General features: G+C 46.2%; 11 protein-coding genes. 8 read left to right on the top strand and 3 right to left on the bottom strand.

Going from position 1 to position 13,278, the window contains the following annotated elements; genetic code table 11:
• Positions 1-68 precede the first annotated feature (68 nt).
• Positions 69-1,688: an FAD-dependent oxidoreductase gene (locus tag ACJJI8_RS01455; RefSeq protein ID WP_444934033.1), complete on the bottom strand. Its 1,620-nt coding sequence runs from the start codon at positions 1,686-1,688 to the stop codon at positions 69-71.
• A 94-nt stretch (positions 1,689-1,782) separates the two neighbouring features.
• Positions 1,783-2,439, bottom strand: coding sequence for a carbonate dehydratase (gene can / locus ACJJI8_RS01450; RefSeq protein ID WP_413663129.1), 657 nt, complete (start codon positions 2,437-2,439; stop codon positions 1,783-1,785).
• A 136-nt stretch (positions 2,440-2,575) separates the two neighbouring features.
• On the opposite strand from can, the gene ACJJI8_RS01445 reads away from it, so the two are divergent.
• The 7 genes from ACJJI8_RS01445 to ACJJI8_RS01415 all read left to right on the top strand — a co-directional run bounded on the left by ACJJI8_RS01445 (position 2,576) and on the right by ACJJI8_RS01415 (position 10,202).
• Entirely contained in the window at positions 2,576-2,779 is a 204-nt protein-coding gene (locus tag ACJJI8_RS01445; RefSeq protein ID WP_444934032.1) for a hypothetical protein, read from the top strand.
• A 136-nt stretch (positions 2,780-2,915) separates the two neighbouring features.
• Complete coding sequence (locus ACJJI8_RS01440) at positions 2,916-3,425, top strand: GNAT family N-acetyltransferase (protein WP_444934031.1); 510 nt, start codon at positions 2,916-2,918, stop codon at positions 3,423-3,425.
• A gap of 1,152 nt (positions 3,426-4,577) precedes the next feature.
• Positions 4,578-5,300: a hypothetical protein gene (locus ACJJI8_RS01435; RefSeq protein ID WP_413663126.1), complete on the top strand. Its 723-nt coding sequence runs from the start codon at positions 4,578-4,580 to the stop codon at positions 5,298-5,300.
• A gap of 236 nt (positions 5,301-5,536) precedes the next feature.
• Positions 5,537-6,649 (top strand): phospholipase A, encoded by a 1,113-nt coding sequence (locus ACJJI8_RS01430; RefSeq protein ID WP_413663125.1) that lies wholly within the window; start codon positions 5,537-5,539, stop codon positions 6,647-6,649.
• A gap of 80 nt (positions 6,650-6,729) precedes the next feature.
• On the top strand, positions 6,730-7,134 hold the full coding sequence (locus ACJJI8_RS01425) for an NUDIX hydrolase (RefSeq protein WP_444934030.1): 405 nt from the start codon (positions 6,730-6,732) through the stop codon (positions 7,132-7,134).
• A 265-nt stretch (positions 7,135-7,399) separates the two neighbouring features.
• Positions 7,400-9,430: an aminotransferase class I/II-fold pyridoxal phosphate-dependent enzyme gene (locus ACJJI8_RS01420; protein ID WP_444934029.1), complete on the top strand. Its 2,031-nt coding sequence runs from the start codon at positions 7,400-7,402 to the stop codon at positions 9,428-9,430.
• A gap of 31 nt (positions 9,431-9,461) precedes the next feature.
• Entirely contained in the window at positions 9,462-10,202 is a 741-nt protein-coding gene (locus ACJJI8_RS01415; protein WP_444934028.1) for an SDR family NAD(P)-dependent oxidoreductase, read from the top strand.
• Positions 10,203-10,244: 42 nt separating this feature from the next.
• Here the strand turns inward: ACJJI8_RS01415 and ACJJI8_RS01410 are convergent, their stop codons facing one another.
• On the bottom strand, positions 10,245-11,903 hold the full coding sequence (locus ACJJI8_RS01410) for an acyl-CoA dehydrogenase family protein (RefSeq protein ID WP_444934027.1): 1,659 nt from the start codon (positions 11,901-11,903) through the stop codon (positions 10,245-10,247).
• A gap of 690 nt (positions 11,904-12,593) precedes the next feature.
• On the opposite strand from ACJJI8_RS01410, the gene ACJJI8_RS01405 reads away from it, so the two are divergent.
• Positions 12,594-13,277 (top strand): helix-turn-helix transcriptional regulator, encoded by a 684-nt coding sequence (locus tag ACJJI8_RS01405; RefSeq protein ID WP_413663120.1) that lies wholly within the window; start codon positions 12,594-12,596, stop codon positions 13,275-13,277.
• Position 13,278: the final 1 nt, after the last annotated feature.

Below are 13,278 nucleotides of genomic sequence, written 5' to 3'. Positions count from 1 at the left end.
CCGCCATTTTAAGGCAAAAGTTAACGGTTTGCGCGCTTTACCTCGAATAGCTATTAAAATAAGTATGATTAACAGTCATTTTTTGACTGGTCGTTCATAATTGGCTGGCACTCTTGGCTGAGCCTTTCCCGGAGGGCGATCGTACTACCGGTAAGAGCAAAACCGAGTAAATTGCCCTTTTCGTCGCGAAATTCGGCGCAAACCCCTGAATCTTCTTTGTTGATTTGCCAAGTCCCCTTGGTATCAGGGCTTGGTGGGCAAACGGTAGTTGGGTGCAGGGTTGTCTTTACGGCCACAGGAATAACGCCAAAGCAAACGGGAGTCAGATTTCCTGACAGAGTTTGTGCCAGACTCTTCGCACAGCTGATTAGGGGGGCGACAAAGAGTAACTGATGGCCGTCTATTTCTGCGCAATCCCCCAGGGCGTAGATATCGGGATCGCTTGTTTGCAGATATCGATCTACAGCAATACCTCTTTGCACGGCTATACCGGCCATGGAGGCTAAGCCGGTGTTAGCCTCAAGTCCGAGTGCGGCGAGAACGACATCCGCTTCTATTTGCTCTCCATTACTCAGCTGGGCCCGGAAACCGGTACTCAATTTCTCGATACGCTTTAATGATGAGCCCCCATGGAAGCGAACGCCATAGTCTTCCAGGGCCGTCTGCAGATCGCGTCCGGCGACTTCCGGCAGCAGTGTCGCCAGTGGCCATTGCTCCATGTCAACCAGATCCACTGCGAAGCCGGTCTGTACCAGATCGTTGGCAAATTCACAGCCAATCAAACCAGCGCCCAGGAGTAGTATGCGCTTGCGCCCCACCACGGCAGTGCGAAAACGGTGGTAGTCTCTGAGATTATTTATGCGAAAGATATGTGATTGGGCATCCCCCTCATAGTGGGGAAGTTTGCGGCACTTGGCCCCGGTTGCCAGAACTAGCTTTCCATAGGGAATCTTGGATGCATGCTCTGCACCATCCTGCTGAATCGTCAGAGTTCTGTTTTGGCGATCTATATGTATTACCCGCGTGTGAACCAGAATTTGTGCATTGAGTTCGCGAGCCATATTTTCGGCACTGGAAGTGCTGAGTTGCTGCGCAGTCTTGCCGTGAGAGAAAGAGGCTGACAGCAAAGGCTTGGAGTAAAAAGCTCCATCATCGGCAGTGATTAACAGGAGAGGAGACTGGGGGGTAAGCTTGCGAAACTCTCGCGCCAGATTATACCCGGCTAGCCCTGTGCCAATAATAACTAAAGGTGCTGAGGTTGTAGTGGTTGTTTTTTGGTTGGCTGAAGGGGACGGGGCTATGGGAGCTTGGCCCACGAGGACCATATCAAATTCTTGTTTACTAACGCCGCATTGAGGGCAATTCCATTCGTCGGGAATATCCTCCCACCGAGTACCAGGAGCAATGCCATCTTGTGGACATCCCTCGGCCTCATTGTATGTCCAGCCACATACCATACACTCCCAGATCCGGAAGCCATCATTGCTAGCTAAGCTGGCTTGAGTGGTATCGGCGCCAATCTCCAGCATGGAGAAATCTTGTTTGGCTGCACCACACTCCGGGCAGTACCAGTCTTCAGGTATATCTTCCCAGCGAGTACCGGGAAGAATTCCATCCTCGGGCCAACCTTTGGACTCATCGTATATCCAGCCGCAGTTCTGGCACTGCCACTTTCTGTATGTCGACATGTTTTTCCACCAAGCAGGGTCGAGCCCGATAAATAAATACCGGGGCTTTCCCATTTATAGCGGTAAAAACGAAAGGAGTTGTGGTTGGGCGGTATTATTCCGTGCTGCGCTGGGCGATTTTGCTGAGAGCACTTTGATAAATATCAGCAATTTCCCCCGGGTGCTTGATTGAAATACCCAAATCGTGCACCAGGCCATCCTTGAGTCCATATACCCACCCATTGACGGTCAGTTCCTGGCCCCTACGCCAGGCATCGCGGACAATGGTGGTCTGGCAAACGTGTATTACCTGTTCCAGAACATTGAGTTCGCACAGTAAGTCTGTGCGTTGCTGTTGCTGGAAAAGATCTATCAAGGTGTGATGCTTATCCCTGACATCCTGAATGTGTCTTAGCCAGTTATCGATCAGGCCAAGCTGCTCGTTATTAAGTGCAGCCTGGACACCGCCGCAGCCGTAATGACCACAGACAATAATATGTTTTACTTTTAGGATTTCTACAGCGTACTGCAGTACTGAAAGGCAGTTCAGGTCTGAGTGGACTACTACATTGGCAACATTTCTGTGGACAAAAAGCTCCCCGGGTAATAGGCCGACAATTTCATTCGCGGGAACGCGACTATCAGCGCAGCCAATCCAGAGATATTCAGGGCTCTGCTGCTCAGACAGTTTAAGGAAAAAGTCAGGCTTATCTTCGCGAGTTGCCTCTGACCAATGTTGGTTGTTCTCTATTAAATGATTAAGCGGGTGCAATGAATCTATCCTGATGTGACCGTTTGGACAATTAGTCAGCAGGATAGCGACTTTGTTCGTGCGCGCCAAGTGTATCTGGTCTAATCTAAAAAGATGACTATTGCCTAAAACCTGGTCTAAAAAGGAATCTAAGATCATGGGAAGAAAGAAAAGCGCCATTCCCAGAAGGCGGCAGAGGGTTTCCAGGCACTCGAATTCAGTGGGGCGGCATCGCTTGAGAGTGCGTCAATTGCTTGCAAGACGGACGCGTTTGCGTAGCTATTTACAGCATTTCCCAGTGGATGAAAAAGCCAATATCGAGGCGGTACTGGAAAAGAAGGGTGCTGAAGTTACGGAGTAAATCCGATATTGTACCCTCTGTTGTCCACGCTGCATCAGAGATCTATAAGTGAGGTGGATAAGTTGGCTGTATAAGTGGTTAATAAATTACATTCAATAAAGCAGTTGAGCTAATGGAAAAGTAAAAAGAGAATCATATGGTGTTGTCAGGTTGTAATGTAGATATTGATTTAAAAATTAGTTTGGCGAATTATGATGACTTGCATGATGCAAAAAGCATAATTGCTTTAATGGAAGAGTATGCACTTCATCCATTTGGTGGTGGTGAAGCTCTTTCTGATCATTGTCGAACAGGGTTGGTGTCGGCACTAAATGAATTTCCTGGAGCTTTTAGTGTTTTAGCATATCGAGATGGTAGAGCTGTTGGTCTTATTAATTGCTTTACTGGTTTTTCCACTTTTTTATGTAAACCTCTTATTAATATTCACGATGTTGTTGTTAGTGAATCTGCACGAGGTTTGGGCGTTTGTACGGCTATGCTGGGTTTTCTTGAGAAAGAAGCAAAAGACAGAGGTTGTTGTAAGTTAACCTTGGAAGTTCTACAAAAAAATTACACTGCGCAGGCTGCTTACCGTAAGACTGGGTTTAAACCGTACGCCATGGATGAGGAGTTCGGTCAGGCCGAATTTTGGCAGCGATATCTTTAATATTCACCTTTTCAAATTTGTAGTCATTGTATGGGGCTATCTTCCGATAAGCCGTGGCTGTGATCTGAAAGCTACGGCTGACCAATACTGTTAGATATTTTATTGGTAGCTGCTGAAGTGCGATGTACCCCAATTATTAGTTCCATAGATTAGGTCTGTAGCCCTGAGACTTTACTGATTGATAATATTAAAAATAATGTCCATACAAACGGTGGTAGCAGTAGATACGCAGAAGCTTTTTGTAAGGGGATGTTTCTTGGGGTTTTGGGTGTTTTAAGAGTCCTAAATACCAATATCATATTTCTTGACTTCGGTGACGCTAGTACGTGAAAGCTGGTAGGAGAAAGCGATATTTATAGGGATCTAATGGTTGTATTCCAGCAACATCATGGATACCTAAAGATATTGTCTCCGTAGCTCTTCTAAGAGAATTAGTAGTTGAATTAGCGATCCTCTATTCAAACAAATTTCTGACATGCTGTTGCGTCTAATTTTACTCGCCATGAAAGTCATTCACTTTGCTGTACCAGCAAGTTACTGGTTTCGATGAGTGATATGGATAATGATAAAATTCGAGAGTTTTCTCTTTTGTCATGCTCAAGAATTAAAGGCTACCAAATATATTTGGATCATTCCCCCGGAAATCCTGTGCTGCTAGCTGGAATTTTGTGCTTATGTGATGTGGGAAAAGTTATTTGATGTTTATTGCGCCAGCTTGACGTTATTCCGCTTAAATAGCTTAAGTTTCTTTTGGGTGAATGAGAATAAAAGAAGAGGCTGTAAGTACTTTTGTAGATATAGGTTTTCCAATGATTGATAGTTGGTTCTAGGTCAGGAGTTACCTGGAATTTTGGCGAGCCTAATTTCTGGATACCTTAAATGAACCTCAGTAGTGCTTTATATAAAACGTTCACTCTATTGGTGCATCCGGCTGGAAAATTCTTCAACTACTTCAGGTTAAGTCATTCACTTTGGAGGTATTTCAGCTGTTTCATAGTTTTCCCCTATTTTTAAATCCTTGTGTTGGTCACTGTCTCCATAGTGTTTGGCTAAAGGAGGCGTAAAAAACGAGGTTAGCCTCCCTCCATGTGCAATACTTTTTGGGTACTGGACCGCCGGTCTGATGTACAGCGAGCAAGGAGGGAACCTGCGATGCGTTTAAATTCAACTTTGGCTCAGGGTCGCTATCACTATAGTTGTGATGGCAGGGAAATGCCTGTGCAAGATAGTTGGCAGTTAGGGAATGATGAGCAGGGGCGACGCTCGCTTGTCAGTCGGCGCTTAGTCGGGGACCAGGGGTTTGGTATCGAAGTATTTGCTCTTTTGGAAGGGGGGCTAGTGAGTGAGTGTGTTGTGCATTGGCGAGATGAAGTTGATGAGGTGAGCGCCCACTACAAGTTAATTCCAGAAGAGGGAAAGAGTCCTGCGATAGGTGATGATATTCAAGCCAGCTGGACAGGCCCCAATGGCCCTCAGCAACTCAACATCGAAGGGGAAGAGCGGCTATTGTTTCCACTGATGCGGGTTTTTATGGGGCCTGTCTTGTCGAGGTTGGTACAACATGAAAATGGCCTGGAAGTTGTATCCCCTGATATCGTCGATCCATCTCAGCGGGGTAAGTTGCTCTCTCCTAGGGTGAGCCATCGCACGGCAAGATCAATGGCGGGGGATGTTTCGAGCCAGAAGGCTCAGGAACTGGGTTCCGATATTATTGCTTACATTTACCAGGGTGATGAAGCTGAAAGAGATGCCCATTGCTATGTTGATAGTCGGAGCCTGTTAGTGGGGTACGATTGGCCATCTAGTACTGGTCGCCTGTGGCAGGTTCGGCTGAGGGACTTGGAGTGGTCGTCGAGCTTAAAAGGACTACTTTAGCCCAGCTTGAGGAAACTTTATAACCACTATTGGTCACACAAATAGGCTCAAATGGAGATTCCTGTTTCTATACCTGTCACTATTTAGTTTTCTGTTCTATCTAAGCTGAAATTAGAGCTTATCTAGCCTGATTGGCTGTCTTGTCACGATAATCGCAAAATTATGTAGTGGGACTTGTAATCCTCTCCAGTGTAAGCTTGCATCACGATTGCAATAAATGACTGGGGGAAAGCGTTTTGTCCTACTATCGAAGAAGGGTTTTTGCCGGGCTCACATTACTTTCTTCTGTTGGGTTAGTTGCACAGTTGCCAACAGCTTTAGCTGAAGAGGCGCCAGAATCAACTTTTTCTATGGATGCGGGAGAAAACCTGCAGACCCACCATAAGCGCTGCTTGAACGAGCAAATTCTTGTTTCGGATGCCGATGTCACGATAAGGGAAATTCGACGTATCTGCGCTGAAAGAGTCAGAGCTGAACTGACTCTTGAAGAGGATCCGGTGATAGCGGACTTTATTGTCGACGAGTATGAGGAAGACCTTCCGACAGATGAAGTATTGTTAGGGGGGAGGGCTCAGGCTATCAGGGATGCTGCCAATAACCCTTTTACTTTAGCTTCCCATAAAACTAACTACGTGCTGCCAATGGTCTACAATCCAGCCCCGGAAGAGGGAGGGCTGGCAGACATTGAAGGCCTAGCTGAGGCAGAAGAGTTGGATAACGTCGAAGTTCAATTCCAGCTTTCTGTGCAGGTGCCTATTTGGCGGGGTTTTTTGGGGCAGGCTTCTGTACTGAGTGTCGCCTATACAAATCGCAGCTTTTGGCAGGCGTACAACTCCGATGACTCCGCTCCCTTCCGTGAAACAAACCACGAGCCGGAATTGATTCTGAGTTGGCTCAATGACTGGAGTCTATTTGGTTGGAATAATGTAGCTAACCAGGTAGCGATTAACCACCAGTCAAATGGGCGTAGTGAACCCTATTCCCGTAGCTGGAATAGAATATATGCGAATTTCATTTTTGAGCGGGATAATTATTCAATCAGCCTAAAGCCCTGGTACAGGGTTCCTGAAGATAAGGATGATGATGATAATCCGGATATTGAGCACTACCTGGGGCATTTTGAGCTAGGTGGGCGATACCGCGATGGAGATCACACGGTTTCACTGATGTTACGTAACAATTTGCGCTCAGATAATCGTGGTGCAGTGGAGCTGACCTGGGGCTTCCCTCTCGGGAAACGCGTCGATGGATATATCCGCTATTTCAATGGTTACGGCGAGAGCCTCCTTGATTATGATGAATCAGTGCAAACTTTAGGATTTGGATTTGTATTAGCCCAGGGGTTTTAACCTTAACGACGAGGGCGTACTCGCAATGAATAGGCTCTCGTTTTTCCCTTCTTAACCTCACTTGTTATCAGGGTTTGTTCATGGCCTTTGATGATAGTTACCGCTTGAGTGCCCATGCGGTAATCACGAATACTGGCGGAGAAGTACTGCAGCTGAAAGCGACTTATGCTGAGCGTAGCTGGGGCTTGCCAGGCGGAGCATTAGACCCGGGTGAAACTGCCCATGAGGCATTGGTGCGGGAGTGCCATGAGGAACTTGGACGAGAAGTTCAAATAGAGTATCTCAGTGGCATCTATTACCACAACGCTTTCAATTCACATGTTTTTATTTTTCGAGCCCATTTCATTAAAGAGGGTGACTATATTCTCTCTGATGAACATTCCCAATGGGCTTACTTTCCGCTTCACCAATTATCCCAGGTACAACGTCACAGGGTCGAGGATTGCCTCACGTTTAATGGTATTGTGCGTAGCGCAAAGTTCTAACTTTATTATCTTCCTTGGCAATAGATCTGGTATGCCTGGGTACATTTGGCGAAAATCGCCAAATGCAATGTAGTCGCAGAATTCCCCTCCCTCCTACATTAGTATTTGCCCCCTGGTGTTTATTGCCCTGGAATTCCAGAGCCACCGCAACTCGCGGAGGCCTTATAAAAGTTAATAAAATCAAATAGTTGAATAATTGATACAGCAAGTTGTACTCACCTGCAAGCTATGCTGATGGATAAGAATTATGGGTTTGGAATTGAAGATGCCTGATTTGGGCAACCTAAACGAAAACAGCCTTGAATTAGAGTGCCGGGTCGCTCTGGTCAGTTCTGATAGCAAATTGGCCAATGAGTGGATTACCGCTCTCAATAATACGGCAGCAGTACACGACAATCCTTTTGGTCTTCATTTTGAAGCCGTAACGCCCGCAGATGCTGAAAGGTTGGCAAAAGAAGAGGATTCCCTGCAAGCGGTCATTGTCGATGGTGGCAGTGACGGGCAGGGGCTGGATGCTGCAGATGAACTCGCTGACCGAATTCACGCTTTGCGTTCCCAGCTTAATATCTTCCTCGTAGCTCACAGTGGTTTTGCTGGAACAACCTCCAAGCCGGGCAAATCCGGTTCAAAATCCCTGGCAAATTTGCGTCGCCGCTTCGATGAGTTGTTCGACCGCCGTGAGGGCAATTTCAACCATATGTTCCGCTTGGTGCAGGCGTTTATTGCTCGACGAGCTTCGACTCCTTTTGCCGACACCCTGAAAGAATACGTATTCTCAGCTCGGGATGCGTGGCATACACCTGGTCATTCTGGTGGTGACAGTTTGCGCAATAGTCCCTGGGTGGGGGATTTTTATCGCTTTATGGGTGAACATATCTTCAATACAGACTTGTCTGTATCTGTTCAAGTTTTAGATAGTTTACTCGAGCCCCACTCGGTTATTCAGGAGGCTCAGGATCTAGCGGCTCAGGCTTTTGGGGCTCGCCATACCTTTTTCCTGACCAACGGCACCTCTACCGCGAATAAAGTGGTTATTCAGCAAATTCTTGGCGGTGGCGGAAAAATTATCGTTGACCAAGCGTGTCACAAATCAGTTCACCATGCGATTGTGATGAATCGCTGTGAGCCGGTTTACCTGAAGTCTGTATTGCATCCAGAATTTGGAATTTACGGGCCGGTAAAGCGTTCGGATATTGAAGCTGCCCTGGATGAGCATAGTGATGCGCGCCTATTGGTAATTACCTCCTGCACCTATGATGGATTGCGTTACGACCTTAAGCCAATTATCGACTACGCCCATGAGCGTGGAGTGAAAGTGCTGGTGGATGAAGCCTGGTTTGCCCACGGTTTCTTCCATCCCGAGTTGCGGCCTACAGCACTGGAATGTGGGGCAGATTATGTGACCCAAAGCACCCACAAAATGCTGTCGGCCTTTTCCCAGGCCAGTATGATCCACGTGCAAGACCCGGACTTTGATGAATTCCGTTTTCGTGAAAACCTGAATATGCACGCCTCTACCAGTCCTCAGTATGCAATGATTGCGAGCCTAGATGTGGCGCGTAAACAAATGGCGATGGAGGGGTATGGTCGTTTGAAGCAATGTCTAAAGATGGTGGAAATTTTACGTAATGCCGTTAATGAGACAGGTGTGTTCCGCGCGCTAACACGTGATGACTTAATTGCTGACCCACTTGCCAGTGATAACATTCGCCTTGATCCCACCAAGGTGACTATTGATATTTCCAAGAGTGGCTACTCTGGCAATGAAATGCAGATTAAATTGTTTGATCAGTATGGCATCCAGGTGGAAAAGACCACCTACAATACCATTACTGTACTTGTAACCCTTGGTAGTACAGAGAGCAAATTACTTCGCTTGATTCATGCTCTTAAGCAATTGGCAGGAAATACTCACAAGCGTATTCATATCGGGTCGCCGAGGCGTTTGCCAGAATTTACCCGTTTTACATGTCTACCGGCAGATGCTTATTTTTCGGAAGCAGAAGAATTGCCGCTGATGGATAATGGCACAGAAGCTATTGAGAACCTGGTTGGTCGGACCAGTGCAGATGAAATTGTTCCCTATCCGCCAGGTATTCCGGTCCTTGTGCCGGGACAGGAAATTTCAGCCCAAATAGTACAGTTTTTACAGCAGCTACTTCAGGGGCAGAATACGACAGAAATTCACGGTCTTATTTTCCGCTCTGATGAGCCGATGCTAAGGGTCGTTAAGGAAGCCTCCAAGGGCAAAGCTGAGAAAGTGCAGTCTTCTGGAGAGAAAAAGAAAGGAAAATAGTAAAACTCCATAATCCGGCATGGAGGCCGGTATGCTCGAAAGTCCACAATCTGTGTTGATAGCCGGTGCTTCCGGTGGCATAGCGCAGGCCATTGGCGCCGAAATTATTCGGCGCTATCCTCAAGTTACATTATTGACCTTGAGTCGAATCACAGTTGATATGATTCCTGGCCATGTCGGTGAGCGACACCATTTATCCGTTTGTTTAGAGCAAGCCGAGTCCATCGATATTGTTGAAAATTTTTTGGCCGAACACTCTGAGCCTCCAGGTTGGGTAATCAACTGCTGTGGCATTTTACATGATGAGTTCCATGGACCGGAGAAGTCCCTATCGCAATGTGATGATCACTGGTTATTGCAGTCGATTCAGGTCAACGTACTTTCCCATTTACATTTAGCGCGCGCACTGGATGGATTCTTGAAGCGCAGACGCCCTTTGTTGTGGGCGTCGCTTTCGGCAAAGGTGGGAAGTATCACGGATAACCAGCTCGGTGGCTGGTACAGCTACCGGTGTAGTAAGGCCGCATTAAATATGCTGGTTAAGAATCTGTCTATTGAGTGGGCGCGGAAACTGGAGGAAAGTTGTGTGGTGGCGATTCACCCAGGTACGACAGATACTTCATTATCCAAACCTTTTCAGTCTAATTTGCCCCCAGATAAACTCTACACCCCTGAATTAAGCGCGAATCGTATTGTGGATGTCTTGAGCCAACTGGCATCGTCAGACACCGGAAAATTACTATCATGGGATGGAAGTCTTATACCCTGGTAGCGATCAGCGTGAAATAGGCGCGATAGTAGCTGTTTTCGTATCTTAAGTTATAAGAGGGTTTCCCCGCTCCAGAATAGTGGCGATGTCAATCCCGGTGGGTAGGCTTCCAGTATTGTGTGTGCCGTTAATCCCTATTCTTGATTTGATAAAGGCATCAGTTACACAAGGGCTACTCCCCTGTAGCAGAAGGTGCGCCTGCATGGTCAGGGCCATTTGATCAATAATATGACGTGCACGGTATTCAAATTGATTTAGGTCGGAAAGGTCGTTTCTTAACTTGTCGACTGCCGTATCAAACTGTGTGTTTATGCCTCGACTAATGTTTAATTCATCAAACCAGTGACTAATTACTGCAGGAGTTTTAGTGATGGCACGTAACACGTCCATCGCTTGAATATTCCCTGAGCCCTCCCAGATTGCATTTATCGGAGCATCTCGGTACAGCCGTGCCGTAATAAAGTTTTCAATAGCTCCATTGCCTCCCAGACACTCCATAGCCTCATAGGCGTGATGAGGGCTGCGTTTGCATATCCAGTATTTTCCCACCGCGGCCCCGAGTCTGAGTAGCATCTTTTCGTGTTCGCTGTCCTCTTGATCCATTGCTCTGGCTATGCGCATGGTAAAGGCAATTGAGCCTTCCACCTCCAATTGCAGGTCGGCAAGCACATTTTGCATCAGTGGTTGATCAATCAGCTTTTTGCCAAATGCTTTACGCTCACTAGCGTTGTATATTGCCTGGATCACAGCTTGCCGCTGCCCTGCAGATGAGCCCATCATGCAATCAAACCGCGTAATCGCTACCATCTTGATGATGGCGCTGACCCCACGCCCTTCTTCGCCGATTAGCCAGCCCAATGCGCCGCGTATCTCAACTTCTGAAGAAGCATTGGAAACATTGCCACACTTTGTCTTCAGGCGTTGAATCTCCAGCTGGTTCTTCGATCCATCCGGTCTCCATCTTGGAACCAAGAAGCAGGATAAGCCGCCGGGCGCCTGGGCAAGAATTAAAAAGGCATCGCACATAGGGGCGGACATAAACCATTTGTGCCCTAATAACTCATAGGTTCCATCGGCGAGGGGAATTGCAGCGGTGGTATTTGCTCTGACATCTGAGCCCCCTTGTTTTTCGGTCATGCCCATACCGATCGTCAATGAGTTTTTCTCAAAATATGGGCGATTACTTCCATCGTAAGTGCGGCTGGTTATTTTGGGGATCCATTCAATGGCGATTTCAGAGTTTAGCTCGATAGTGGGCACTGAGGCGAAGGTCATAGTGATAGGACACCCGTGACCGGCTTCAAGCTGAGTGTGCAAGTAATTTTTTGCAGCTCTGGCCACGTGGGCACCTGCGCGTGGGTCGGTCCAGGGAGAGCTGTGTAAACCTTCTGAAAGTGCCAGCTGCATTAGCTGGTGATAAGAGGGATGGTATCGAACCAAATCAATGCGGTGGCCGGAACGATCGTGATTTTCGAAGATAGGTTTAAATTCATTAGCGGCATAACCCCGCTCAATCATTTCTGGCCTGCCACACACCTCCCCATACCGCTCCAGGTCATCTTCAGCCCAATGGGCCCCATTAATATGTACGGCTTCCTTTAACGCTTGATCAGCAATATAGAGGTTATGACCAGAAAGCGGGCTGGGCTGGTTGGCAACCTGATAATTGGTTTTGCAATCTGATGTGTGGATCTCACTGTTCATAACTTCACCCTGGAGGATGTAGATTTCTATTTGATGCTGTAATTTAACTTGTACGGTTTTGCCAATTCCCCTAGGGGAATAGTTCAGGCATAGCCGAATATGAGCATAAAACAAGCTTTTCCTGATTACTATTTAAGCTGTTTAATTTTAAGTCGTGATTTTGCCGTTTTTATTTGCAGGGCCTGATCCTATGAATTCTCAGGTGATTTTACTCGATCAAATATGGCTTAAAAGTAATGAGGTGAAATTTATATTTTATTGCTATCGAATACCGTTTTGTCAGTCTGTCTCCGATGAGGCTCGAATCATCTTGTGTTTGTCGTCTTATTGTTGGTAGCAATTTTTTTTATCTTAAATTATTCAAAATAAATTTATTAATAATGTGGACCAGTACAAAAAAATTGATATTTATAGAGCTCTATTGCCGATAGGAAATCTATACCAAAGCATGTTGATTTTTCTTTTTAGTTTACTGATCCATGATACCTTTGTATTACAAAATGGTATTAGAGAACCAAGTTGGCACACTTAAGATTGAATTTTTGATATCTAGATCACTACCGGTTGCAGTTAATGAGTTGATCGAATAGATTTAGCTCACAGCGTAAGATGAGCGCGGAAAATTGATAAAAAATAGTTAGGCTGGTAACAGGCTGAAACATAAAAGGACTGCACATTGGGGGAACCCAGATGAATTTGCATAAGGATTATGCACCACTAAAGGTTGTTAGCCCTAAGTCAGAAAAAACAGGGATTACAGTTGCCTTTTTAACTGCATGCGTCAATCTTCAATCCTCAATATTTGCCGGGCGAATTGAAGATGAGTTTAAGACTACCTGCGCTATCCTTCAGCGCTCGACACTTTCATCCCTAAGTGGTATTAAGGCCGAATACCTTCTTCTTGATTGTGCCGATGTATCCTCTTCAGATCTCGAGAATCTTTTGAGGGAGATACACTCCCTGCCCACACCTCCCAACATAGTATTGATCAATGTCGATCAGAAGGCCGATATTGATTTTGTTCTGCATTGGGAAAAAGTTCTGGGGTTAATACCCTCCGAATGCGAAGCAAAAGTCATTATGGAGAGGTTGGGTAGGATATTCTCGGGAGAATACTGGTTTCCAAGGGATGTTCTCCATAATTTTCTCAGGCAACACAGAAAGCCTAAAAAGTGGTGCGATAAGGCTTCAAACCTCACGCAGCGAGAACGGCAAATTTTACAGTTGATCTGTGACTGTAATACCAATGCAAATATAGCCGAAACATTATGTGTTAGCGAGCATACCGTTAAAAGTCATTTGTATAAAATCTATAGAAAAATAGGCTGTAAGAACCGGTTAGAAGCAAGTAGTTGGGCCAGTCAAAACTTGTAAT

This window comes from Microbulbifer maximicatervae (SeqCode), from assembly GCF_052467695.1.
Note: the sequence above shows the minus strand (reverse complement) of the source record. Positions and strands in the feature narration are given on the sequence as shown.